At 61.3% G+C, this 23,191-nt stretch carries 24 protein-coding genes and 2 pseudogenes; 12 read left to right on the top strand and 14 right to left on the bottom strand.

The window, feature by feature from the left end; all coding sequences use genetic code 11:
- Nucleotides 1-50 precede the first annotated feature (50 nt).
- Nucleotides 51-2,639, bottom strand: coding sequence for a Tn3 family transposase (locus tag CG471_RS01020; RefSeq protein WP_099229952.1), 2,589 nt, complete (start codon nt 2,637-2,639; stop codon nt 51-53).
- Nucleotides 2,640-2,722: 83 nt separating this feature from the next.
- Here CG471_RS01020 and CG471_RS01015 point away from each other — a divergent pair, with 83 nt between their 5' ends.
- Nucleotides 2,723-4,306 carry a DDE-type integrase/transposase/recombinase gene (locus tag CG471_RS01015; protein ID WP_099229950.1) on the top strand — a complete coding sequence of 528 codons (1,584 nt, stop codon included), beginning with the start codon at nt 2,723-2,725 and terminating at the stop codon, nt 4,304-4,306.
- A 10-nt stretch (nt 4,307-4,316) separates the two neighbouring features.
- On the opposite strand, the pseudogene CG471_RS01010 reads toward CG471_RS01015, so the two are convergent.
- A pseudogene (locus tag CG471_RS01010) lies at nt 4,317-4,676 on the bottom strand (DUF4158 domain-containing protein); the annotation flags it as partial.
- A 157-nt stretch (nt 4,677-4,833) separates the two neighbouring features.
- Here CG471_RS01010 and CG471_RS01005 point away from each other — a divergent pair.
- From CG471_RS01005 to CG471_RS00995, 3 genes and pseudogenes are all read left to right on the top strand, one after another.
- Complete coding sequence (locus CG471_RS01005) at nt 4,834-5,385, top strand: recombinase family protein (RefSeq protein ID WP_004213210.1); 552 nt, start codon at nt 4,834-4,836, stop codon at nt 5,383-5,385.
- Nucleotides 5,382-6,167: an SDR family oxidoreductase gene (locus CG471_RS01000; RefSeq protein ID WP_004213209.1), complete on the top strand. Its 786-nt coding sequence runs from the start codon at nt 5,382-5,384 to the stop codon at nt 6,165-6,167. The genes CG471_RS01005 and CG471_RS01000 overlap by 4 nt, the downstream gene beginning before the upstream one ends.
- A gap of 109 nt (nt 6,168-6,276) precedes the next feature.
- Nucleotides 6,277-7,116: pseudogene (locus CG471_RS00995) on the top strand (Tn3 family transposase); the annotation flags it as partial.
- A 198-nt stretch (nt 7,117-7,314) separates the two neighbouring features.
- On the opposite strand, the gene CG471_RS00990 reads toward CG471_RS00995, so the two are convergent.
- Nucleotides 7,315-7,875, bottom strand: coding sequence for a hypothetical protein (locus CG471_RS00990; RefSeq protein WP_099229948.1), 561 nt, complete (start codon nt 7,873-7,875; stop codon nt 7,315-7,317).
- Nucleotides 7,872-8,501 (bottom strand): recombinase family protein, encoded by a 630-nt coding sequence (locus CG471_RS00985; protein ID WP_099229946.1) that lies wholly within the window; start codon nt 8,499-8,501, stop codon nt 7,872-7,874. The genes CG471_RS00990 and CG471_RS00985 overlap by 4 nt, the downstream gene beginning before the upstream one ends.
- A 95-nt stretch (nt 8,502-8,596) precedes the next feature.
- On the opposite strand from CG471_RS00985, the gene CG471_RS00980 reads away from it, so the two are divergent.
- Genes CG471_RS00980 through CG471_RS00970 form a run of 3 tightly spaced genes read left to right on the top strand, consistent with a single transcriptional unit; the run spans nt 8,597 to nt 12,646 of the window.
- Nucleotides 8,597-11,506, top strand: coding sequence for a Tn3 family transposase (locus CG471_RS00980; protein WP_099229944.1), 2,910 nt, complete (start codon nt 8,597-8,599; stop codon nt 11,504-11,506).
- Between the two features lie 43 nt (nt 11,507-11,549).
- A complete protein-coding gene (locus CG471_RS00975; RefSeq protein ID WP_099229942.1) occupies nt 11,550-12,200 on the top strand; it encodes a UPF0149 family protein in 651 nt (216 codons plus the stop codon).
- Nucleotides 12,197-12,646 carry a hypothetical protein gene (locus tag CG471_RS00970; protein WP_062069227.1) on the top strand — a complete coding sequence of 150 codons (450 nt, stop codon included), beginning with the start codon at nt 12,197-12,199 and terminating at the stop codon, nt 12,644-12,646. Before CG471_RS00975 ends, CG471_RS00970 begins: the two co-directional genes overlap by 4 nt.
- Before the next feature lie 180 nt (nt 12,647-12,826).
- Here CG471_RS00970 and CG471_RS00965 read toward each other — a convergent pair whose 3' ends face one another.
- On the bottom strand, nt 12,827-13,858 hold the full coding sequence (locus tag CG471_RS00965; RefSeq protein WP_231746507.1) for a tyrosine-type recombinase/integrase: 1,032 nt from the start codon (nt 13,856-13,858) through the stop codon (nt 12,827-12,829).
- A gap of 153 nt (nt 13,859-14,011) precedes the next feature.
- Between CG471_RS00965 and CG471_RS00960 the strand changes: the two genes are divergently transcribed.
- Entirely contained in the window at nt 14,012-14,947 is a 936-nt protein-coding gene (locus CG471_RS00960) for a helix-turn-helix domain-containing protein (RefSeq protein ID WP_062069225.1), read from the top strand.
- 132 nt (nt 14,948-15,079) lie between these two features.
- Here the strand turns inward: CG471_RS00960 and CG471_RS00955 are convergent, their stop codons facing one another.
- Nucleotides 15,080-15,565 (bottom strand): restriction endonuclease, encoded by a 486-nt coding sequence (locus CG471_RS00955; protein WP_062069223.1) that lies wholly within the window; start codon nt 15,563-15,565, stop codon nt 15,080-15,082.
- A gap of 366 nt (nt 15,566-15,931) precedes the next feature.
- On the opposite strand from CG471_RS00955, the gene CG471_RS00950 reads away from it, so the two are divergent.
- The 4 genes from CG471_RS00950 to CG471_RS00935 all read left to right on the top strand — a co-directional run bounded on the left by CG471_RS00950 (nt 15,932) and on the right by CG471_RS00935 (nt 18,668).
- Entirely contained in the window at nt 15,932-16,453 is a 522-nt protein-coding gene (locus CG471_RS00950; RefSeq protein ID WP_099229940.1) for a 2'-5' RNA ligase family protein, read from the top strand.
- A gap of 209 nt (nt 16,454-16,662) precedes the next feature.
- Entirely contained in the window at nt 16,663-17,229 is a 567-nt protein-coding gene (locus CG471_RS00945; RefSeq protein ID WP_062069214.1) for a hypothetical protein, read from the top strand.
- Nucleotides 17,230-17,625: 396 nt separating this feature from the next.
- Entirely contained in the window at nt 17,626-18,297 is a 672-nt protein-coding gene (locus CG471_RS00940; protein ID WP_062069211.1) for a ParA family protein, read from the top strand.
- Nucleotides 18,294-18,668, top strand: a complete 375-nt coding sequence (locus tag CG471_RS00935; protein WP_062069208.1) for a hypothetical protein — start codon at nt 18,294-18,296, stop codon at nt 18,666-18,668. Before CG471_RS00940 ends, CG471_RS00935 begins: the two co-directional genes overlap by 4 nt.
- A 98-nt stretch (nt 18,669-18,766) precedes the next feature.
- Here the strand turns inward: CG471_RS00935 and CG471_RS00930 are convergent, their stop codons facing one another.
- The 8 genes from CG471_RS00930 to CG471_RS00895 all read right to left on the bottom strand — a co-directional run bounded on the left by CG471_RS00930 (nt 18,767) and on the right by CG471_RS00895 (nt 23,171).
- A complete protein-coding gene (locus tag CG471_RS00930; RefSeq protein ID WP_062069205.1) occupies nt 18,767-19,483 on the bottom strand; it encodes a sigma-70 family RNA polymerase sigma factor in 717 nt (238 codons plus the stop codon).
- Nucleotides 19,480-19,779 (bottom strand): hypothetical protein, encoded by a 300-nt coding sequence (locus CG471_RS00925; protein ID WP_180275584.1) that lies wholly within the window; start codon nt 19,777-19,779, stop codon nt 19,480-19,482. The genes CG471_RS00930 and CG471_RS00925 overlap by 4 nt, the downstream gene beginning before the upstream one ends.
- 143 nt (nt 19,780-19,922) lie before the next feature.
- The gene (locus CG471_RS00920; RefSeq protein ID WP_062069190.1) at nt 19,923-20,123 is read right to left on the bottom strand and encodes a DUF5818 domain-containing protein; all 201 of its coding nucleotides are present in this window, start codon (nt 20,121-20,123) and stop codon (nt 19,923-19,925) included.
- The gene (locus CG471_RS00915; RefSeq protein ID WP_143560113.1) at nt 20,116-20,385 is read right to left on the bottom strand and encodes a hypothetical protein; all 270 of its coding nucleotides are present in this window, start codon (nt 20,383-20,385) and stop codon (nt 20,116-20,118) included. Before CG471_RS00915 ends, CG471_RS00920 begins: the two co-directional genes overlap by 8 nt.
- Nucleotides 20,386-20,465: 80 nt before the next feature.
- Nucleotides 20,466-21,356: a CsgG/HfaB family protein gene (locus CG471_RS00910; protein WP_062069184.1), complete on the bottom strand. Its 891-nt coding sequence runs from the start codon at nt 21,354-21,356 to the stop codon at nt 20,466-20,468.
- A gap of 169 nt (nt 21,357-21,525) precedes the next feature.
- The gene (locus CG471_RS00905) at nt 21,526-22,179 is read right to left on the bottom strand and encodes a hypothetical protein (protein ID WP_062069181.1); all 654 of its coding nucleotides are present in this window, start codon (nt 22,177-22,179) and stop codon (nt 21,526-21,528) included.
- Nucleotides 22,180-22,189: 10 nt separating this feature from the next.
- The gene (locus CG471_RS00900) at nt 22,190-22,648 is read right to left on the bottom strand and encodes a hypothetical protein (RefSeq protein WP_143560112.1); all 459 of its coding nucleotides are present in this window, start codon (nt 22,646-22,648) and stop codon (nt 22,190-22,192) included.
- A 118-nt stretch (nt 22,649-22,766) separates the two neighbouring features.
- The gene (locus CG471_RS00895) at nt 22,767-23,171 is read right to left on the bottom strand and encodes a thermonuclease family protein (protein ID WP_062069168.1); all 405 of its coding nucleotides are present in this window, start codon (nt 23,169-23,171) and stop codon (nt 22,767-22,769) included.
- Nucleotides 23,172-23,191 lie beyond the last annotated feature (20 nt).

Raw genomic sequence — 23,191 nt, 5'->3', positions numbered from 1 at the left:
CTACACGAAAGTGACGTATCTGCACGGAAAGGGCGAACGGATAGCGAACGTCACGCGGCAAGTAGGGAGTTGACGGCGCGCAGCGGTCGCAAGGCGTCCGGATCGGGTTGATCTTCAACATTCCAGCTATAGTCACCGGTCAGCGAGATATGCTCCCAGCCCAATGGCGCGATGTGGCGTGCGATTTCGTCGGCTGTGCCGATGTCCGCCAGCGCCATTTCGAGATAGCGAGTGTTCCACAAGATGATGGCGGCGACGAGCAGGTTGAGGCCGGAGGCGCGATAGGTCTGGTTCTCGAACCGACGATCGCGCAGTTCGCCGAGCTGGTTGAAGAAGAGCGCGCGGGCGAGCGCGTTGCGGGCTTCGCCTTTGTTGAGGCCCGCCTGGGTGCGCCGGCGCAGGTCGATGTCGCGCAGCCAGTCGAGCATGAAAATGGAGCGTTCGAGGCGGCCCAGCTCGCGTAGTGCGAGGGCCAGTCCGTTCTGTCGCGGATAGGCGGACAAGCGGCGCAGCATTGCCGAAGCAGTGACGGTGCCGGTGCGGATCGACGTGGCGAACCGCAGCAGTTCGTCCCAATGCGCCGCGACATGACCCAATGCGATCGGTTCGGCCGTCATGCCGGCAAGCAAGGGGCCGGATTCTTGGCCGGGAAGGAGGTGTAAACGACGCTCCTTGATGTCGCGCAGGCGCGGCGCGAAGCGGTAGCCGAAGAAGGGCATGAGGCCGAACACATGGTCCGATGCCCCGCCCGTATCGGTGTAGTGCTCCTCGATCGTCAGGCCGGTCTGGTGATACAGCAAGCCATCCAGCACATAGGGCGCTTCGCCAGCGGTCGCCGCGATCACCCGACTTGCGAAGGGGTCATATCGATCCGAGACATGGGTGTAGAAGGCAACGCCTGGTTCGTTGCCGCTGCGCGCGTTGATGTCGCCGATCGCGGCCCCACGGCCCCCGGCATGAAATTGCTGTCCGTCGCTCGACGAAGTGGTGCCGTCTCCCCACAGCGCGGCGAGCGGCATGGCGCGATGGGCGTCGATCAGCCTTCCCAACGCTTCGCCATAGGCGGCTTCGCTGATGTGCCAGTCGTGAAGATGGGCGAGCTGACGCAGACTTGCGCCCCGGCAGGTTTCCGCCATGCGTGTGAGGCCGAGATTGATGCCATCGGCGAGGATGACCGTGAGCAGCGCATTGCGATCGTCGGCTTCCCGGCCCGAACGACGATGGATGAAGCATTCGCTGAACCCGGTCCAGGCATCGACCTCCAGCAGAAGATCGGTGATCTTCACGCGCGGCAGTCGATCATAGGCGGCGCGACGGGCAATCTCGGTGGCGGGCGGTGTTGCCGCCTTCAGCGGCGAGATGATGAGACCGTTTTCGTCAAGCTTAACCTGGGGCAGCTCCCCTTGCCGTGCAAGGACCGTTACCTGCTCGATCGCCGTGTCGAGCCTGGTGCGCCGTTCCTCGATATGGCGCTCGAAATCCGTTTCGATGGCGAGCGGCAACGGCCCCTTCTCGCGCAGCGCCGCAAAGGTCGCCGGCGGTATGAGATAGCTGTCGAAATCGCGAAACTGCCGGCTTCCCGCGACCCATATATCCCCGGCTCGCAACCGCTCGCGTAGTTGCGACAAGGCGCATAGTTCATAAGCGGCACGATCAACGATGCCATCCCGCAGGACGAACGGGCGCCATGCGGGCGGCACAAAGCGTAGCGGCACGCGATCAGGCAAGCGCCGTTTGCCGGTCCGATATAGCTCCGCGATGATGGCCAGCGCTGACAGGAGCCCCTGAACCGCGCCGGCGCCGCGAAACTCGAAGGCGTTGAGAAAAGCGCCGACAAAGAGCTTCACCGTCCGATGCCGCTCGATCAATTCGGCGGTGCGATCGACGGTTTCCGGTCGCCCGAGCACTTCGGCCTGCTCGACGGCCACGGCGAAGTGCTGCCAGTCCAGCGCCTCGATCTGCGCCAGAGAATCCACGCCCTTGCTGCGCGCGTCGATGAGGAGGCGGCAAGACCCCGTGAGCGTCCGGAGGTGGCCTTGCAACTCGCGCACCGTCTTGAGGGCTTTGTCGCGGGTCCGGTTCTCGGCGCGGCGCGCCATGCTGCCCAACAGCTTGTCGAACATCGTCAGGGTGGCGTCGGTCAGGCTTTCCTCAAGCCGGATGCCGGTTGCCGCCAGCGTCGCATGGCGGCGCAGGGCATTGAGTTCGCCAAGGTGCTGGGGTGTGATGCGGCTGCCTTCGTCCGCCAGCCTGTCAAAAGTCAAAGCCGGGATCATGTCGGCACGGGCGCGATCGAGGCCCAGCGCGCGGATATAGGCGAGCCGTTCGATCAGGCGCAGGATGTTGCGCGCTGCCGGCGATTGTGGCGCATTGCGCATCCAGGATAGCCATGTCGCGACCTGCCCCGGTCGTCGGGCCAGCAAATCGTCCAGGCCCTGAAGGGTGTCAGGCAGCAGGCCATTCGTGAGCACTTCATAGGTAAGCTGTTCGGCTTGCTGGCGCGCCCGCCGCAGCACCGCTTCGAGAATCGACGGAGAAGGCAGGAGGATCTGCAGGCGCCGGAGTTCATCGACGATGACGTCTGCCATCTGGCCGGGGTGTATGATGGTCTGCGCGATTGGGACCGAGAAGGCGCGCATTGCCTTGAGCAGAATGTTACCGGTAGGATCGGCGTCCCGACGGAGATGGAGACTGTTCTATCGTCCGGATTCGGGGAAGTCGGATGGTCGGGCGGATCAGCATGGCGACACGATCGGAGTTGGTTGGAGCGATCATCGAACGGTATCGGTCATGCTCCCGGTCGAACAAACGGCAGATCCTGGACGAGTTCGTCGCGGTTACCGGTTATCATCGCAAGCACGCGATCCGAGTGCTGGGTCGCCGGGAGACGAAGCCGCCTCGCAATCGCCGACAGGCGACTCGGTACGGTGCCGATGTCCGGCAGGCGCTGGTGGTGCTGTGGGAGGCATCCGATCGCCTCTGCTCGAAGCGCCTGAAGCCGCTGATCCCGGTGCTGCTACCAGCGCTCGAGCGGCATGGCCGGCTCGACGTCGGCGCCGAGCTACGCGACAAGTTGCTCACGGTCAGCGCGGCGACGATGGACCGGCTACTGTCGGAGGTGCGTGTGGTAGCGCGCGGCGGACAGCGCCGCCGAGCCGGTATGAGTTCCGCGGTGCGGCGTTCGGTCCCGATCCGCACCTTTGGGGACTGGGACGATCCTCTGCCGGGTTTTGTCGAGGTCGACTTCGTTGCCCATTCCGGCGCCTCGTCATCCGGCAGCTTCGTGCAAACGATGGTGTTGACCGACATCGCGACGGGCTGGACCGAATGCGTGCCGGTCCGCAGTCGCGACAGCAGCCTTGTGGTTGGGGCGATCCGGCAAGCGCAGCAGCTCTTTCCGTTCCCGCTCCTGGGCGTCGACTTCGACAACGACAGCGCGTTCATGAACGAGCTGGTGGTATGCTGGTGCCGCAGTCAGGGCCTGGAAGTGACGCGATCCCGGGCATACCGCAAGAACGATCAGGCATGGGTTGAGCAGAAAAACGGCGCCATCGTGCGGCGCCTGGTGGGCTACGGCAGGTTCGTTGGCGCGGAAGCAACGGCGTCGTTGGCGCGTCTTTACGACGTGGTGCGGTTACACGGCAATCTGTTCCAGCCCTCGTTCAAGCTGCGGGAGAAGACCCGGATCGGCGCGCGTGTCATCAAGCGATATCATCCGCCGGTTCCGCCGGCCGCGCGCGTGCTGGCGCATCCCAATGTCGCCATGGCCGACAAGGAGCGGCTGAGCCGGGTGCTGGATTCAGAGGATCCCGTGATGTTGTTCGCCGCAATTCGGGCGGCCCAGGACGATCTGGGAAAGCGCGTCGATCGCAGAGGGCTGAATGCGAAGCTTGAGGAGCCGGCCGTGATCGACCTGCAGCGCTTCGCCGCAAATCTGGAGACCGCCTGGCAGACAGGTGAGAAGCGCGCGACACATCGACGCCCCTACCGGCGGACCAAGCCCTACCCGAAAAGGGGGCACATGCTCGATCCGTTCGAGGCTCAAATCCTCGTCTGGCTCGAGGCTGATCCGGCAATCTCGGCCGCTGCGGTGTTGGAGCGGCTCATGAACGCGGATCCATCGCGCTTCACGCTGAAAAGCGCGAGGACGGTGCAAAAGGCAGTGAAGGTATGGCGTGCAGAAATAACCGGACAGATCATCCTTGGCGGGGACTGGATGAAGAGCCTCGCCACATCACCACCCGCCGCGGCGGGTGGTGATGTGGCGCATCTTGCAGTCGCTCAACTCGGTAACAATCTTCGGTGAGGCAACACGAGGCGACAACTTCACGGAAAGCGTTGCGGTCAAAAATCCTGAACCCGTGCGATCGTCGGATTTCGACGAGATGCTCGCGACGGGTCTGGTCCCGATGGGCATAATCCGCGAAGGCTGCCGGCGCGACGCCGAGTTGCTGCGCCACATAGGCGAGCACAGGAGCGGGCGGGACTTCGCCCGCTTCCAGCGCACGGCCAGGCCATCTCATATATAGCATGAGCATCGCATAGCCGAGCCGGGTGGCATCGCCGCGACGGCGGCCGACAATTTCCAGGTCGTCGCTGGTCAGCGTATAATGACGCGCGATCTCGCGCTCATCGAGCGGCGCGCCATAATGCCTCGCCCAGATTTCCAGGCTCACCAGTCGCCGTCTCGCCAAGCATCATCTCCTTCGCTTTGCGTGTCCGTCAGACGGTCCTCTGGCGGCCAACAGGAATATGTCCGTTAACTCTGGACCTGTAACGGCGATTCGGACAAGATCGCATAATGACGGGAAAACGGACAGGATCGGGCATCATGTGGCGCTGATCGGCTATGCGCGCGTCTCGACCGCAGACCAGAAGCTGTCGCTCCAGCTTGACGCGCTGAACACTGCCGGGTGCGACCGTATATTCGACGATCACGCATCCGGGGCAAAAGCCGATCGGCCTGGCCTAACCGAAGCGCTCGCCTATTTGCGCCCCGGCGACACGCTGGTGGTCTGGAAACTCGACCGCCTCGGCCGCTCGATGAGCCACCTGATCGAGAAGGTCGGCGAGCTTGCGGCGCGCGGCATCGGGTTCCGCTCACTCACCGAGAATATCGACACCACCACTTCGGGCGGCATGCTGGTGTTCAACATCTTCGGCTCGCTGGCCCAATTCGAGCGTGACCTGATCCGTGAACGCACTCATGCCGGCCTCAAGGCCGCACGCGAGCGGGGCAACAAGGGTGGTCGCCGGCCTGTCGTTACCCCCGACAAACTACGTAAAGCGCGGGCGCATATCGCAGCGGGCCTCACTGTTCGTGAGGCGGCGGCCCGGCTCAAGATCGGCAAAACCGCCCTATACAAGGCTCTGGAAAACGCGTGAAACCGCTGGCGATCAAGAACTCGTGGGTGCTGGTCACAGGGGCTTCGACCGGTTTGGGCAGAGCGTCCGCCCTCCGCTTGGCGGCATCGTACCAGGCCAAGCCCCTGATTGTTGGACGAAGGCTCGACAACTTGCGGGAGCTACAGACCGAAATTGACGAGCGGTTCAATGTGCCGTGCGAGATTATAGTGGCTGATCAACGTGAAATCGAGGGCAGGGAGAAAATCGCGGCTAAGGTTGCAGAATTGCAAGTAACAGCCGCTTTGTTGGTTGCCGGAATGACGAGCGTTGGTTCATTTGATGCAGGCCGTGCCGACACTTATGCCGAGGTAATTGAAACAAACATACTCGGTTTCACGGATTTGCTGGCTCGCCTGATTGCGATTTTCAGGGAGCAGCCGTTTGAATCCTCAGTAATCGCCGTGTCGAGCCTGGCGGGCGAAACATCCGTGCCCTTCCAAGCGGTCTACGGCGCGTCGAAAGCCTATGTAAGCACCCTCATGCGAGCGCTTTCCGTGGAGCTTGCCGGGACGGGAGTGAGTGTTGGGTCTTTTGCACCCGGTGGAATCGACACAGACATGGCTGCCCTCAGCGATTTGAAGTGGGGGAGGTTGGGTTTGATGGACGTTGACCGGTGCGCGGCCCATGCAGTCCACGCTCTGGTTTATCGGCAATCCTTCGCCATACCGGGGATGGGCAACCAGCTCACATATTTGGCGAGCAGGGTTCTACCTCGATCGTTGGTCAATCGGATTGCCGCCCTCCCATATCGGCGCCCGTAGGGCGGCACCACATAAAAGGGGCAGGAAAGCCTGCGAATAGCATCTGCTGGCATCGTACCGGATTTGTTCGCCCTTAGCGTGCAGATACGTCACTTTCGTGTAGTCACCCCATGTTTCCGATCAGCGCGCGCCCTATCACATCAACGTGATCTCAGCGGCGACGCATGAGGCGCCCTATGTCCTCGACGGCCTGACCAGCCATGGCACCGATCTGAAAATCGTCGAGCATTACACCGACACCGGCGGAGCGACCGATCATGTCTTCGCCCTGTGCGCCATGCTGGGATTTCGCTTTTGCCCGCGTCTGCGCGACTTTCCAGACCGGCGCCTCGCGCCGATGGCGCCGGTCACGGCCTATCCGTCCATCGCTCCGCTGTTGGGCAAGCGCATTCGCACCGAAGTCATAGCTGAACAATGGGACGACGTGCTGCGCCTTGTCGGGTCGATCAAGGCCGGCCATGTCGCGCCATCGGTCATGCTGAGAAAGCTCGCCGCCTATGAGCGGCAGAACCAGCTCGACATCGCGCTGCAGGAAATCGGCAAGATCGAGCGAACGCTGTTCATGCTGGACTGGCTGGAAAATCCCGATCTGCGCCGGCGATGCCATGCCGGGCTCAACAACAGCGAGCAGCGCCATGCCCTGACGCAGGCGATCTATACATTCCGCCAGGGCCGTATCATCGACCGCAGCCATGAGGCGCAGCAATATAGGGCATCCGGCCTCAATCTGGTCATCGCCGCAATCGTCTATTGGAACACGATCTACATGGATGCCGCCGCCCAGCATCTACGATCAACATCGGTCCCGGTGCCTGATGATCTGCTCGCCCATACGTCCCCCGTGGGTTGGGAGCATATTGCGTTCTCCGGCGATTTCCTCTGGGATCGTGCAGCCGCTTCCACTGGCCGAAAGGCCCTCAATCTCCCGCCGGATAGCCGTGCGGCCTAAGCGTTCGCTGATTGTTCGCCCTTAGCGTTGTTTAGCGTACCATCCACGCTATGCCCTCTAGCAGGCGTCAAAACGGTATTTTCGCGTATTCACCTGGACACCATTTCGGCGGCGATGCCTGCGCGACCATCCGTGCCGCACTTGCCGGGGTGATGTCCTTTCCCGACATTTGAGTATCGAAGCCGGATCACGATCCGCTTAAATATCAGTAAGATCTTCAGGGTACCGGCCTCCACGCTGGCAAAAGAGTTGCCAGGTTTCCTGCCCCCGTCCGGTCACCACCAAATGGACTGACTTGTCTGGCGCATATTCCAAGAGACCCAGACGGATTAGGGGGCCGATGGTTCGATCACCGATTACTTTTTCCCTGTTTCGTCCTGGCATGACCATCGTCCATCCCGGCGTACCACGCTCGGTGAGCGCGGGCTCCAGGTACCCATTCCGGGTATTATCCGCTTCCCGGCCAAGAAAAAACAGGCAGATGCTCCAGAAGGCATCCCTGGGTCGGGGCGGGATCATCGCCCATTCGAGAGGGCCCGTTGTATCGGGCTGCTCATGCACCGTGGTAGTAATTGTTGGACCGTCTCGTACGCCTTCACGATACGCGCGCTCCAGCGCCTGTGCGATAGCGCCGGCGGTGTCGACAGTGTAACCATATTTGCGGTCATGGCGGTCTTTGGCGACGATGCCGCGAGCGATCTCACGGAAGCGTACCTTGCGCCGTGGATCGGGCGGCAGACGTGGCGGCGCTTTTGTCATGCCGCTATTTCCTCGTCAGGGGCGCCATCCGCTCTCGCGCGCCCGACGATTGCAGCGACCGTGTTCTTGCTCAGGCCAAGATCACGCGCGATCCAGCGATAGCTGCGCCCCTCTTCAACCAGCGCCAGCACTTTGGGCCCAAGCCGATCGGACTTGGGCCGTTCCCCCGGTTGCCGTCCGAGCTTGCGCCCCCTCGCTCGGGCCGCAGCCAGCCCGGAACGGACACGCTCGCTGAGCATGTCGCGCTCGAACTGCGCGATGCCGGCAAGCAAAGTGGCCATCATCCGCCCATGTGGTGTGTCGACCTCGAACGTCATGCCGCTCATCGCCACCACGGACACACGCCACCCGGACAAGCGGTTCAACGTGTCGAGCAGATCCTGAGTGGAGCGGCCCCACCGGCTGAGTTCGGTCACAAGGATCGCATCGATCTGGCGTGCCTGCGCCAGCTTCATCACCTGGTTACGTGCCGCCCGGTTCGCCTTCATGCCGGAGGCGGTCTCGCGGAACACTTCCACCACTTCATAGCCGCCCCGCTCGGCGAAGGCGGCAAGGTCGCGCAGTTGCCGCTCGCAAGATTGGTCGGCGGTCGAGACCCTGGCATAAATGGCGACGCGCTGTCCCAATTGAACCCCTCTGAAATTAGGCTCCAAAAAGCCTTGATCTGCGCAGGGTCAATGTTGTCCAAAACAGACTTCTGATCAACTGGGACAATGCGCCTGTGCCAAGACGCCACATCCTGACGGCGCGTCAGCGCTCGGCACTGCTCGACCTGCCGACCGACGAGGCATCGCTGCTCCGCCATTATATTCTGGCTGACGACGACCTGATCCACATCGACCGGCGACGCAGGCCGGAGAACCGGATCGGCTTCGCGCTTCAGATATGTGCGTTGCGCTATCCTGGACGCGCTCTTGCTCCGGGCGAACTGATCCCACAGGCCATCTCAGCCTTTTTGGGTGCCCAACTCGGTATCCCGGGTGAGGCGCTCGTACGCTATGCTGTCCGTCGTCAGACCCGGCAGCAGCACATGGAAGCGCTGCGTCGTATCTACGGCTATCGTATGTTTCCGGGGCAGGGCCGCCATTCTCGAGCCTTTCGGCAGTGGCTTGTCGAGGAGGCCGAACAGGCCCATTCGAATGAAGATCTGGCCCGCCGCTTCGTTACACGCTGTCGCGACACGATGACCATCTTGCCGGCGATATCGACAATCGAGCGATTATGCGCTGACGCGTTGGTTGCAGCAGAGGGTCACATTGAAGCCCGTATCGTGGGCCGGCTTGATGCCGAAATGCGTAAACGATTGAACGCGCTGTTGACCGAGGTCATGCCCGGCAACGTCAGCCGTTTCGTCTGGCTCCGCAAATTCGAGGTGGGCCATAACTCGGCGGCAGCAATCCGCCTTTTGGATCGGCTTGAATTCCTTCAGGGCTTTGGTTTGTCGGTACAGAGCCTCGCCGGTGTTCCGATACACCGGATTGCACGGCTACGCCGGCAGGGGGAGCGTTACTTCACCGATGAGGTGCGCGATACCGGCGCGAACCGCCGGTTGGCCATTCTCGCGGCCTGCGTCGTCGAATGGGAAGCGGCCATGGCCGATGCGGTGGTGGAAACTCATGACCGCATCGTGGGCAAGACCTGGCGCGAAGCAAAGCAGGTGCATGAAACCCGGATCGGCGCTGCCCGCACGAGCGTCACCGATACACTGCGTGCATTTACCGCACTGGGATCGGCCATGATCGAGGCCCGCAATGATGGCGTGGCGATAGAGACGGCACTGACGCAATCGCCGGAATGGGCCAGGCTTGATGAATGGGTGGCGATCGCAGGGCAATTGAGTTCGACGATGGCGGAAGAACCGCTTGCCTATGTCGAGCGCGGATACCACCGGTTTCGCCGGTATGCCCCGCGTATGCTCCGCTGCCTCAGGATTGGTTGTGCTCCTATAGCAAAGCCGCTCTTTACGGCGGCGATGGCGATCGGCGATAACCGGTCACCGATTCAATCTGGCGTCGATTTCCTCCGCCCCAATTCCAAATGGCACCGATACCTCAAGGCGCAGGAGGCCGGGGACGGCCGACTTCGGGAAGTGGCCATTCTTTTCCATTTGCGCGACGCCTTCCGGTCCGGGGACATGTGGCTGACGAAATCCCGGCGCTACGGCGACATCACCCAGGTGTTGGTCCCGTTGGCGATGGCGCAGGAACAGATGGGTCGATTGACCTTGCCGCGCGATCCTCATGCCTGGCTCGATGATCGAACGAGGCGACTGGAAGAGGGGCTGAAGCGGCTCGGGGCTGCCGCCCGTGACGGCACGATCCCCCACGGAAGCATCGAGGACGGTGAACTGCGGATCGATCGGCTCACCGCCGCTGTCCCGGATGAAGCCGAGGAACTGATCCTTGACCTCTACCGCCGTCTTCCTCCCGCCAGAATCACGGACATCCTTCTCGAGGTCGATGCGGCGATCGGCTTCACTGAGGCTTTCACCCACCTGCGAACCGGCGCACCGTGCGAGGACAACATAGGCCTGCTCAACGTCCTGCTCGCCGAAGGCCTGAATCTCGGCTTGCGCAAAATGGCCGAGGCTTCGAACACTCATGATTATTGGCAGCTGTCACGGCTCGCCCGCTGGTACGTGGAAAGCGAGGCCATGAACCAGGCATTGGCCATGGTCGTCGCCGCGCAGGGCAAACTGTCTATGGCAGCGCACTGGGGCATGGGTGCCAGCGCGTCCAGCGACGGCCAGTTCTTCCCCACCGCACGGCAGGGCGAGGCGATGAATACGATCAATGCCAAGTATGGATCGGAGCCCGGTCTCAAAGCCTACACCCATGTCAGCGACCAATTCGCGCCCTTCGCCTCGCAGACCATCCCGGCCACGGTGAGCGAGGCTCCCTACATTCTGGACGGCCTGTTGATGAACGAGGCCGGCAGACAGGTGACGGAACAGTTTGCCGATACGGCGGGCTATACCGACCATGTTTTTGGACTGAGCGCGCTTCTCGATCGCCGGCTCGTGCTGCGCATCCGCGATCTACCCTCCCGGCGCTTCTACGTGTTCGATCCGAGGGCGACGCCGACCGAACTACGAAAACTCGTCGCCGGTAAAATACGCAAGGACATTGTCGTCGCCAACTGGCCCGATCTGTTCCGCAGCGTCGCCACGGTCAACGGCGGCAGGATCACTCCCAGCCAGTTGCTCCGCAAACTGGCGTCCTATCCTCGGCAGAACGATCTGGCCCTGGCCTTGCGCGAGGTAGGCAGGGTCGAGCGTACGCTGTTCCTGATTGACTGGATTCTCGACGCTGACATGCAGCGGCGGGCGCAGATCGGCCTCAACAAAGGCGAGGCGCATCACGCACTCAAGAATGCGCTGCGCATCGGCCGTCAGGGTGAGATCCGGGATCGGACCAGCGAAGGCCAGCATTATCGGATCGCGGGGCTCAATCTGCTTGCAGCCATTATCATCTACTGGAACACGCTCCACCTTGGTAAGGCTGTCGACCTGCGCCGCCGGGATGGTCTCGACGTTCCGCCTGAATTGCTCGCGCACATCTCGCCGCTTGGATGGGCTCATATCCTGCTCACCGGCGAATACCGCTGGCCCAAGGGAGCCGAGCCGTTATAAAATTGTCCGGTAAATCCGTGATCTGTATCTGCAAGAAAGTACGATGGGCCAGTCCAAGGATAAACTGCCAACCGAACGTGCGATCCGCGATCTGCTCGACAAGCATGCATGTCCGGTTCCTTACCATGAAGTGAGGACGCGGCTGCTAGGCAACATCGCCTGTCCCGATCCCGCCGTGCAACCCATGGCGGTCATCGCCGGCTTATGGGGCGGAGCGTTACCCGAGTTCGACAGCGTGGATGATGCCAATGCGCTGCTTGGCGCGCTGGTCATGGGCCTGTGGAATGAACTGGCCGACCATCAGGACCCCAAGAAGCCATTTCGAGCCACTCGTGTTCCCCTGGAGCCAACCAGCGCCAATCTGGGAAATCTGGGTATGGTCCGCGCGCAGGAAGTCGAAGGTTTCGTCGAAGGCCTGTTCAATGGCGAGGAGGAGGCCGGGCTGCCCGAACGCGCCCATGAAGCGGTCACGCATCTCGGGGAAATCAGAGCGATGATGGCGGGCGTCGCCGACCTCATCGAACGCACCAGGGACGAACCTGAGGATCGCAGGCAAATCAAGGAGACGATCAAGCATCTGCGGGTGATGACCGAGATCATGGAGACCGAGATCCATGCCGCGGTTCTGGCCTGCACGCGGGCGCGCGCCCAAGGCCTCCTCGGTATCACTACGCCGTTGGGAACGCGGCATTGAACCAGAATTCAGATGCGGAGCAGCGTCTTCGCGAAAAGCTGCGCAAGATCGAAGACCTGTTCGCCGGCGCTGCCACCGCAGGTGAAAAGGCCGCAGCGGGTGCCGCCGCAGAACGTATCAGGCGCCAGTTCACCGAAACGAGCCGCCGCGAAACGTCGGAAGAGTTCAAGTTCTCGATTCCAGACCCGTGGTCACGACAGCTCTTCACAGCCCTCTGCAGGCGCTATGGCCTCAAGCCGTTCCGCTATTCACGCATGCACCGGCAGACGGTAATCGTCCATGCGCCCGTCAGTTTCATCAATCAGGTCCTGTGGCCCGAGTTCGAGGAGCTCAGCGAGGCCCTCTCCGCCCATCTCCTCGAGATCACCAATCGGATCATCCGCGAGGAGGTCTATGCGACGCCCGGAGAGGCTGATGAAATTGCCGAGCCAGCACGGCTACGATAGCGAAAATCCTTGACTGATCGCTTAGGGTGTCATTTCGCCCCCTACCGGAACTGACCCGAATGATAGATGGGCTGGATACCGCTTGAAACCGACGGCTGCAACCGGCGCCAATTTGACGAAAGTCGGCGCGTGCGAGCTATCGCGGCCCCATCCCCGATCCCGCCCAGGACACCTGTCCTTCTACAAGAATCCCGCACCAGCGTGGTCATCGAAACGCTCAGCCGAGCGGACGTAGCCGAGCAGAACTTTGAGCGACTTGTGCCGCGACACCTCCTGCATCTTAGCGAGCGAGGCGCGGGTGCGCGCCGCCTCGGTCAAAAACCCGGCGCGCAGCGAATGCCCGGCGATCGTCTCGGGATCAAGGCCCTGTAGGGTGGCGTAGCGCTTGACCAGGCGCGCCACCGAGCGATCGGACATCGCCGCCATCGTGAACTCACCCTGGGTGCCCACGCGGGTAAATAGCGGCCCGGGCGCCCCGCCCCGGATCTGCAACCAGGCATTGAGATGGGCAACGGGGCGGAGCACTTCGCCTACCGGCACGGCGATGGTAGCCCCCCCGCCTTCCTGATCGGTCTTGGAATGGCGCACGAAGACGGTAAGCCCCTGGTCGACCAGCTGGATGTCGGCGAGCTGGAGCGCGACGAGCTCGGACCGGCGCAGCGCGGCGGCAAGGCCCAGCGCCAGGATCGCCCGGTCGCGCACCGCACGAGTGTTCAACCCGTCTGCCTTGGCGATCATGCCCGCCAGATCCTTCGCGCCGATCGCCGCCTTCTTCCGGGTCGGTCGTGCGCGCTGCTCGCGGCGGATGCCCGAAAGGGTATCGGCGATCAACTGGTGGGTGTCGCGGGCGCTCGGGGGCGGCAAACCGTCGTGATGATGCCGCCAGGTGATCGCCGCGAGATGGCGGGTGACGGTGCTGTCGGCGCGGCCCGCGCGGGCGAGCGACGCCAGATAGGTGGCGACGACCTCGGGGAGCGCGGGAAGCGGTTCGAGCCCCCTGCCCCAGCACCAGTCCTGGAACTGGTGCCAGTCGCTGGCATAGGCGCGCAGGGTGTTGGCGCTGCGCGCCCGCAGGCGATAGGCCCGGGCGGCCTCAACTTCCGCGGCGAGTTCGGGGGCGCAAGCTGGCGAGAGGTCGCCGGCCGCGACCAGCATGTTCGTTGTGCTCGTCCTTTCTGCCCGCCCTGCCCCGTCGCCGATCTTCTTGTCCACCCGCCCGCTCCGTGCTGTCCGTTCGTGCTTTCACCCGGAAAACCTGCCGCGTTGTAGCCCGATCTATCCTGTCCGTGAAGGGAACTTATCGGACAGTGTACCCAGCCTCATAGCTGAGTTTACCTTTTTGGCATTTCCTATACTCTCGGTCCAATGACCACCTCACCCGCTTCCTGGCAACTCACCCTCGCCCGCATCGAAGGCGCGCTGCCCTTGCTTACCCGAACGGAAGCCACCCTTCTCGCCCGTCGCTCGCTGCGCCGCCTGTGGGCGCACCATGTCCGCGCTTATCCTTTTGAAAACCTTGGCCCCGATCACGATCCTGGCCCGGATGCCGCCGAGCTGGTCCGCACCCACCACACCGCCGAGCGCGATGCATTCTGCTCGTGGATCGCGCGCCGCGCCGCCCCGCCACTCGCCGAAGCCGCCACTAGCGTGCTCACCGCCAAGGGCGTTCCCGAAACCTTTGAGAGCACCTACGAAGCCGCCGATAGCGCGCTCGACCGGCTCGAGGCGCTGCTGCCGGCCGAGGATCCGCTCGGCGCACTAGTCGCGCTCGTCACGCAGTTACGCGAGCAGGAAACCGCCTTCCTCGAGGGCGGCTCGGAGACGTACATCACCGCCGGCCGCACCTTCAGCCGCTCGCCCCCGCGCGGCGGCGCCTGGGCCGCAGCGCTCGCGGTCGCGCTACGCCCGCAGCTGTTCGCCCTGGGTGCAGCGCCGCTTGCGCTTGCCGGCGTTGCCCCGCGAGAAGCCTTCAGCAGTTTCCGCGAACGCTCCATCCCCACGATTCTTGCCGAGGCGCTGCGCACCGGCGCCGCTGCCGTCCGCACCGACATTATCGGTGCCCGCGCCGCGGTAGACCTCGGCAAGGCGCGGCTCGCTGGCACCAACCGTTCGTCGCGGGCCCGCGATGCCTGGCTGCTGCTCGCCGGGCTCGGCCCCCTCACCCGCGCCGAGATGGCCCGCGCTCTGGGTGTCACCAAACGCACCGCCTCGCAGGCCGCCACGACACTCGAAGACGCCGGGCTAATCGCGGCTGCCGGACGGCACGAAGGCCTTCGCATAGTGGCCCTGCGTGAAAGTTGAGCCGGGCGTAGCGTGCGCCCTATCGTCCGGCCGTCAAACCGGGGCATCGCTGAATCTGGTCGTAAAGGTACGCTGGCGAGCCGCTGGCGGTGGCTATCGCCTGTTTGTCTTCATCCCTGCTAGGTTAGGCGACTAGAGGTTTTCGTGGCGGGCACTCCCACGTGATTTTTTAGCTAGCGCGGCGCTGATACGAAAAGCAAGGTCAGGATCGGTGGCGGGGTCTTGGGCGATAGCCTTCAGATCCTTGTGAAGCACGACCTTGATGACCTCTTCGTCCTTGTTGATTTTTCTCAGCAAAGATTTGGCGCCTTTACGCAAATCTTCAGCAGTGGACACAATTACTCCGGTCGCATTCGCGTGGTAAAGGTCCCCGGCTCGCTTGGTCGCCACCCAGAGCCTATCGATCGCTGCCATGGGGACTCGCCCATCTTCGCGCAAGAACTTGGCCTCGCTGACGGTCACTTCGCCTGTCTCCCTATGGCGATGGATACCATCATCGCCACCATCGTTGCTCGGCCCTCGGACCTTCAACTGGTCGGGATCACGCTCGATCAGAGAGTGGGCTATCGCCTCTAGGTCGGCATTTTGCGGATCATAAGCTGGATCTGTCGTTTTCATTAGGCCCCCGAGGTCATGACCCTAAAGGTGGCCACGCATACCCGCCAGATCAAGGTGCCCTCGGCATACCGAAATTGGCAATCGAACATCGAGAAACGGGAAAGACCGAGGCGACGGCGAACACATGAAATGCGCCGGACCCTGCTGGCGGTCGCGGCCAGGTGCCAGACCAACGCCGACACCCCCTGACGAAAAACCCTGCCACCGGCATTGTCGGACACTTTCACAATCCGACATTGAGTTTCGGACATTCCAGGGGATAACAGGACCGCGCAATTCCGTGCGCGCCGGAGTTTGGGCGGAACCACGTGACGACTGTATGGGATTCATGTGGTTTTCGACACTAGACCGGGTATTGAACGCGCTATGCTCTTCGGCATCAATCTTCGCGCCAGTGGGGACGCCACACCTTATTGGGAACTCGTCGAGCGTGCTGCTGCATTAGAGGACGAGCCCACAATTGAGGCCCTTGAGTATCCGCCGCACATTACGCTCGCCAAATATGCCGATGCTAACCCTCAAGAGCTTCAGGCTGTTGTTACCGATCTGTCGGCTATGCGGCCCTTGAAGATATCTTTTGATCGTATTGGGGCGTTCGATCCGGGGTTCTTGATCCTGTGGGCGTCTCCAAAACCGCACGAAGGTCTGCTGGACCTGCATAATCAAGTGCACACCCGCATTGATCCGGGTCGATGCAAGCCGCCATACCGTCCAGACAATTGGACACCTCATTGCTCGATTGCGTTGCGAGTAGCTGACCACCACCGCGAGGCCGCAAATCGGATGGTGGTAGCCGATTTCACTCCATTCGTGCTGACATTCGACGTGGTAGACTGCGTATCCTCGCCGCCGATTTCGGTCATCGCGGAACGCGAACTGATCGGATAACAGGTGAAATACGTTCGGGGAGCTTTTGACTTAACCCATCACTCGCCCGCCAGCCCGCGTCGCAATGGTGTGAATTGGTCGGCAGGCGATCCTGCGTGAGCGTCAGCTATGCCACACGCCTGTTTCAAGCGCCACATTCGCCTATCGCCCCCCTCTCCTGTCGGCTCGGGCGTTGATTATGGCAGCTGCCTCAACCATGTCCTTGGTGTATGAACAAGCCCCAGCTTACGCCTGAGCAGCACCTGAAAGGTCAGCACCATCGACTGATGATGAGCGCCCTGGATTTTCGTCATGCTTTAAGTGCGGCGACATTCTTGATGCAGGACGTCGATTGGGAAATAGGCCGATGCACGCAGGAAGATCGGCGCCGGTTCAAGTGCTACGAAACGTCGATGGTCGTTTCCTACGGTCGGCCATTTTCAACGGCGCGCGGCATGGCAGCGCCATTCAACTGGAAGCATTTGGGGCGAGAGTTCGCAATGTCTGCCGGGGAAACGAGCCTGCACGAGATGCTGCTCGAGGCTCGCAATAAAACCTATGCGCATTCCGACGGCGATCACAGCGACATCACTGCTGCGATCTGGCGAACTGACCTTGGTGAGGGCAGGACTTTCGATTTCCTGTCGGTTGAGGGCGGCGAACTGCTTCTCTTCGACCAAGCACAAGTGCGCGCCATTCATGCATTTCTTTGGAGAGTGAGGAATCACGTAGATAGGGCCGTTCAGCGTCATCCTGCCCCAAGGGATGGCCTACCCGTTCATCTGATCGAAGTTTGATGGCTAAATACTGGTGCGGAGCCACCAGCCCTAGCTGCAGCGAGGCAGTCTAACGCTTAGCATTGGGTGCGATTGCTGAATTTTTGCATTGGAGGGCGCGCCTTTGATACGTACCCCCTCCCCTGCCCTGTTATGTGGCGTTCCGGCAGCCAGCTTCCTTTTGGGTGCCGCATGCCCGTCAATTCGCTGTCGTTTGCCAACCGCTTTATATCGGTATCGGATACGTTTATTTATGGTATACCTTTACGATACCGCTATTAGATATATCCCCATTATCCGCTATGGGTTGACAATCCTAATTGTGAACCGCTAGGAAATGTCCGGCAGCCGATTGCGCATGCAATGTGCGTCGATCACCAATCAAAGCGTAAGGTCTATAAAACGTAAGGTCTATATATGCCCGTCATTTCGATTATGACCACGAAAGGTGGAGCGGGGAAAACTACTGCTACACTTCTCTTGGGTACCGGATTAGCTGAGCAAGGCGCAGACGTTTGCCTGATCGATGCCGATCCGAATCAACCCTTGGTCCGATGGGCCGAGGAAGCGAACCTCCCGTCGAATCTATCGGTTGTCGGGAGCGTGACCGAGGAAAACATCATTGAGACGATCGAGGAGCAGTCCGCCAAGGTTAGTTTTGTCATAGTCGACCTTGAAGGTTCCGCGAACCTTTCAAGCGGATATGCAATCAGTAGCAGCGACCTTATTTTGATCCCGCTCCAGGCATCCAAATTAGATGCGAACGAAGCGGCCAAAACGCTGAAATTCATTCTGAGGCAGTCGAAAACCACCAACAAAAACATCCCGGCTAGAGTGCTATGGAGTAGGGCGCCAGCAGCGTATCAGACACGCAGCGGTCGAGATATGGGTACGCAGTTCGAGGAGGCGGGTATTTCGTTCCTCAACACCCGGGTAGTGGAGCGAGAGGCATTCAAAGGCGTTGTAAATTTCGGCGCTACACTTGCTGACCTTACAGATGAACAGGTCCCGGGGCTAGATAAGGCTCGTGTCAATGCTGCTGCATTAGTAAAAGAAATTATTGAGGTATTGAGGGAGGCGCGCAAATGACTTCGGGAAAGATCAGCCTCGACCTTGATGAATTCAAGCCTCAGCCGGTCAAGATTGACGCGGATTCACGGGCTCAGATCAAGGAAGCCTCCGATAACGCGGGATTTACCGGCCGCCATGCGGTCGCCAAGACTAAGCCAGCATCTCTGCCGGTAAGCGCAGAGCAGGGTGGGGCCAGTGAAGTAAAGCGTCGCGGCCGAAAGCGGACGACGGGTCGGGATGTGCCTTTCACCGTCAAATTGCGACGCGATACAAACAATCAGATTTATGAACTCGCCGATCAACTGGAATGTGGCGCAATCGCTGAGGTGATTGAAATGGCCTTGCAAGCGCTGACGGAAAAAATCGCACGAGGTGAGCCAACCCGTTGAATGCAAACCCTTGGATGATAATGAGGCACCGGCATATCATGAGCACGAAAGGGTATGTTCAAACGCAACTCGTTTCGCCACGCTTGAGCTTATATTTCTTATCGGCTTTCCACCCAACGTTCATAAGCAAACGCCATGGCAGGCATGGCGATAACTGAAGCTAGCAGCCCTACAAATCCACCAAACTCGGCGCCAGCGACTATAGCCGCGGCTCCGGCAGGCAGCACGAAAGCCCGCCCAGCGCCGATAAGCCCATCGACACAGCTTGCACGATGGACAGAGTCAGGTTCTTGAGCGTGGAGGATCGGAGACGGTGTCCATGTCCGCATCGGCGCCGCGACCTTTTGTGTCTTAGGTTTTCGAGGTTTCTTAACCTTGCTCTTCTTCGCCGCGGCCACCGGCAATCCCCGAGCGTCATTAATGCGGTCCACGAACCGGCTATTAGTGATCTCGAGGTCGGGCATGCTCCAGCCTCGCGGTAGCGGATAGGCAGGGTCAGCTATCAGTTCCGGTTCAGCCGCATCGATATACTTTGCTGCTATCCGCATCCGCCGTAAGGCTTCTCGGCGCATCATATCAATGCGTGTTCTAGTGATTCCGAAGCCGTCAGCGATTTCAGCAGCACCGGATTGCGGGACGCCGATTCCGTAACTGAGGCGGATCAACCGCTCCAGACGCGGTGATAAGGTACGCAGTAAGGTGGTCACGAGCTGGCGCCGTTCGAGATCCTCGTGCGGGGAGGGGGCAGCCTCAACAAGTGCTTCTGCTAACACTGCCACAAGATCGCTGTCGAGAAGATCGGCCGAGCGGGTCATATGAGCACCCCGACGATGGTGAGCAGGAAGGCCAGCGATCCCGCTATGATCTTACCAGCGGCCATGGCCTTGGCTGCCGTTCCGTAGCGTACATGGCTCCATGTACGGTCGATACCCGAGACGATTCCAAGGGAGCCATCGACGAGCAGGATCGAGCCCATGACGTAAAGCAGGATGGCAATTGCCTTGACCAGGCCGAGGAGGGACAAAGCACCGAGCGCGAACAGGGCGCCGATGGTGATTGTGGCGTAAGCCTGAAGTTTGGAGGCAAGGTCGAACAGGCCGAGGAGGCGCAAGGGGCTCCTCCAGGGCAGGGGATAGCGCAGCAGGACCATGGGACGGCGGCACTGACGGCATCCCTCAATAGGAGAACCACGCCGCCACTCATGCACTGGATGGCCGCAGTATGGACATTTGGGGAGGTGTCGGGGACCGTGCATCAGTTTGCCGCGGGCCCGAGATAATCAATCTCAATAGCAGCAGCGCCGCGCTTGCGCCCCACGACGCGCACGAGGTTATCCGCTCTGGCGATCGAGTCGATCTCGCCGATCAGCCACCACCACATCCCATCCGTGTCCTTTAGCATGGGGCCGCGCTGCGAAGTCGCTATGGTGCTGGTCAGTCCTATCGTTTCACTCATTGCCTCGGTTCTCCATTGGATCGCTAGGCTTGCCATGAGAGGCGTTAAAGCAGGCCATCTCGCAGTGGAGCATGGGTCGGCCGTGGCTGTGCAACCGCTTCCCGTTCATCATCACGGGGCGCGAAGCGAGCCGTTTGCAGCGGGTATTGGAGCGATCAAGGAACCCACAGGGCATTGCCAGCGGTTCTGCTGGCGTGATGGCGGTGTCCTCGATCGCGGCGTCTAGCGGCTCCTCGCCGAACAGATCCGACTGGGCGTTCATGATCCATGGCTCCAAGCTGGGGGGGAAGGGCAGGGGGCTCATCCTCCTGTCGTGTCCCCCCTTCCATTCCCTCTCCCCTCCTACTGCGCCGGTGTTCCAGGTCCCTGTGCGTTGCCGGTGGAGGCTGCTACAGGAGCCGCTACGGACGCAGCTGGAGCCGCAACACGAGCGGGGACAGCTGACGTCGCGAAAGGTGGCGAGATGCGCCCCTGCGCGTCTCTGGCGAGCTTGCGGAAGGCGTCGAGCAACGCGAAGGACGTGATTTTGCCGATATCGGTGCTGGTGTAGCCGCCGCCAAGCGCACCGATACCTGAGCCCATCAGTGCGCCGCCGATGATCGATATGTCTTTTTTGCGGGCTGAGCCGGTAGCGACAACTTTCTGCAGTCCGGTTTTCACCTCCACGAGAGTTAGCATCGTCTGGCTCTCCAGCTTCTTCGACTTGAAGCCAATCCCGCCTGGAAACAAAGTGCCGAGCCCGCCACCGCTTCCACCGGCATTGCCATCAGAATAAAGAACACGGGCGGTGAGCAGGTAGTCGGCAGCCAACAGGGTCGCTTGCGTATTGCCGTTCACGATAGTGCCGCCCGCGGCAAGCGCGCGTTCGCGCTGAAGCGCATCGAAACCTTCGCCTCGATCGAGCACCTGGAAGCAATTGGACTGCGAGGTCAGCAGCTTCAGTAGCGGCAGTGGGTCGATCTTCTGCGAGCCCCCGCCATTCTGTGCCTCGGCCATACGGATCATGGCGCGAAGCCCTGGAGGAATATCTTCCTCGCTCGGCGCGGCAGTGCGATCCTCGACCAGCGCAATGGTGCCGAGGGGAACATCGCAGCGGGGAACTTCTGAAGTTTCATCGATGCCGATACCACCTTTGCCCGTCTTCTGGGCGGTGGCAGGTGTAGCGGCCAGCGCTGCGAGTGTGAAAGCAAGGCCGGCGCTAAGGTGAGCAGCAGCGGTGAGCATGTGTCCCATAGCTAATTATCCCTGTTGAGCGTGAAGATTGGCCAGCTGAGGGCCTGAAGCTGCCCCTCCGATTCCAGCTAATGAGTCGGTAATTAGGGCCGCGCGCACCTTTTCAGCAGCATCGGTTTCGCACAGCCAGTTGCGGTATTGTCGGTTCATGGTGAATCGATCGTCCTGTTCAGTTGAGAGGGTTGGGTGATCGGAAGTCTGCACTGGTGCGAAGATTACCCCAGCGACTGCGGTGCAGGTCGATTACGCGGGTCCAGTGCGGGTCTATGCGCATGGGTGCGCTGACAGTCTGCGAGACTGTCGAAATTCCGAAATATCGTTGCGTTCCATGCCACTTGTCGCCTTCGACGATCCTGACACGGTAGGTTCCGGGCGGAACGGGTACGACAACGTCTGCATTGCGCCGTGCATAGACCGAGATCACATGCGCCGATGTGTGGGGGTCGTAGAGCTGGACCATGGCGTTGCCGTGTGCAGAGATAATGCGAAGCTGTGAGATCGCTGATTTGGGATCTACGGTCCGGTTGACGGTGACGCTGCCGGAGGTGGGGAAGGGCATCTCGGGATCGTTGTCAGGTAGCCACCCGGTTAGCTTGATGTCGCGCCAGGCGGGTATGGCGATGGCGATCAGTACGACCGCGCCTGCAATCGCCCATCCGTTTTGGCCCGAAGATTTACGCCGCTTCGGCCGCCAGCGGTTCTTCTGATAATCAAAGCCTTGGTTTTTCGCTGCAAACCATGCTCCGTCCTGCTCGACGCGCGATTTGCGATCGTTCCAAAGGGTGCCCCCGAGACCCCGGCGCTTGCGGTAGCGCTCGCGCATGTAGTCGCGGTCATTTATTCCCATGGCCGCCTCTGGATGTCGCTTCGAAGCGATCCTCATGCTCTTGTAGCCATTTCGCGTCGCGTTGGATCTGTTCGGGATCGGTCGGTTCGATCGGCATGGTGGAGGCGATCAAGGCGATGAGACAGACAAAAGCGGCGCAGGGGATGAGCACACCAAGCGCGACTTTCGCGCCATCGCGCCAGGTCGGCACGCGCATGGGGTTATGGGTGATGGTGGGGGTAGCGGTGGCTGCGGGCGTGGATGCGAGCGTCTCGAGGTCGGCTATGCACTCATCGAATGCCTTGACGCAGTCGGTGAGGGAGCGGCGCAGGGTAACGGGCATCTGTATCGTCTCTGGCTCGCGCAGGATGCCGTGTATCCGCCCCGAGACGCGGCGCAGGATGAGCGCATATTCGATCATAATATCGCGGGGGGTGAGTGGTGTGGGAGTTACATCCTCGCGCACGGAGTCCTCCTGTAACAGCCGTTGAGGTGGGGAAAGGGGATAGAGCTGGATAGCGCATCGATCTGCGGGCCGATTCCGGCCAACGACATCTCGAGTGACCCGCAGATTGCTGGGCCGATCATCGCCGTGCGCTTGCTGCCGCGCGCGGGCACTCTCGCGCGACCCGGGTGTCTTGATCCCACCGCGCAATATAGGCGGCTTGCCCACCTTCGATCTGTTGGCACGAAAGGCTCCGGCCCTGCGCGTAGACCATTGCAAGCGTGCGCCCGTAAGGATCTGTGCCCACGCGCTCGATAGACAGAGGCCCGGCCATGATCCTTTGCAGCGAAGCCATGCTCGCGGCGGCCCGCTGCCGGTCGCAGATCGCGCCGGGTTTGGGCACTGGCCTGCACCGGCTGTTGCCGGGATCGTCGGGGGCGTCCACGCCGAGCAAGCGGATACGCTCGCCATTGCATCTGATCGTGTCGCCATCCGTCACGGTGCAGCCCGCCAGCGCGGCGGCGGCAATTATTATCAAAGACATCAGATGATCCTTTCCAACCA

It is taken from the genome of Sphingobium sp. IP1 (assembly GCF_002708645.1).
Taxonomy (GTDB): Bacteria; Pseudomonadota; Alphaproteobacteria; order Sphingomonadales; family Sphingomonadaceae; genus Sphingobium; species Sphingobium yanoikuyae.
This window is presented reverse-complemented; position numbering and strand designations above follow the sequence as displayed.

Bases quoted from the DNA above. Each gene is read 5' to 3' on its own strand.
- CG471_RS00955 (WP_062069223.1), bottom strand. From the start codon at position 15,565: ATGAAAACGACAGATCCAGCTTATGATCCGCAAAATGCCGACCTAGAG.
- CG471_RS00945 (WP_062069214.1), top strand. From the start codon at position 16,663: ATGAACAAGCCCCAGCTTACGCCTGAGCAGCACCTGAAAGGTCAGCAC.
- CG471_RS00920 (WP_062069190.1), bottom strand. From the start codon at position 20,123: ATGAGTGAAACGATAGGACTGACCAGCACCATAGCGACTTCGCAGCGC.
- CG471_RS00935 (WP_062069208.1), top strand. From the start codon at position 18,294: ATGACTTCGGGAAAGATCAGCCTCGACCTTGATGAATTCAAGCCTCAG.
- CG471_RS00950 (WP_099229940.1), top strand. From the start codon at position 15,932: ATGCTCTTCGGCATCAATCTTCGCGCCAGTGGGGACGCCACACCTTAT.
- CG471_RS01015 (WP_099229950.1), top strand. From the start codon at position 2,723: ATGGTCGGGCGGATCAGCATGGCGACACGATCGGAGTTGGTTGGAGCG.
- CG471_RS00910 (WP_062069184.1), bottom strand. From the start codon at position 21,356: ATGGGACACATGCTCACCGCTGCTGCTCACCTTAGCGCCGGCCTTGCT.
- CG471_RS00930 (WP_062069205.1), bottom strand. From the start codon at position 19,483: ATGACCCGCTCGGCCGATCTTCTCGACAGCGATCTTGTGGCAGTGTTA.
- CG471_RS00915 (WP_143560113.1), bottom strand. From the start codon at position 20,385: ATGAACGCCCAGTCGGATCTGTTCGGCGAGGAGCCGCTAGACGCCGCG.
- CG471_RS00905 (WP_062069181.1), bottom strand. From the start codon at position 22,179: ATGCGCGAGCGCTACCGCAAGCGCCGGGGTCTCGGGGGCACCCTTTGG.
- CG471_RS00940 (WP_062069211.1), top strand. From the start codon at position 17,626: ATGCCCGTCATTTCGATTATGACCACGAAAGGTGGAGCGGGGAAAACT.
- CG471_RS00975 (WP_099229942.1), top strand. From the start codon at position 11,550: ATGGGCCAGTCCAAGGATAAACTGCCAACCGAACGTGCGATCCGCGAT.
- CG471_RS00960 (WP_062069225.1), top strand. From the start codon at position 14,012: ATGACCACCTCACCCGCTTCCTGGCAACTCACCCTCGCCCGCATCGAA.
- CG471_RS01020 (WP_099229952.1), bottom strand. From the start codon at position 2,639: ATGCGCGCCTTCTCGGTCCCAATCGCGCAGACCATCATACACCCCGGC.
- CG471_RS00895 (WP_062069168.1), bottom strand. From the start codon at position 23,171: ATGTCTTTGATAATAATTGCCGCCGCCGCGCTGGCGGGCTGCACCGTG.
- CG471_RS00990 (WP_099229948.1), bottom strand. From the start codon at position 7,875: ATGACAAAAGCGCCGCCACGTCTGCCGCCCGATCCACGGCGCAAGGTA.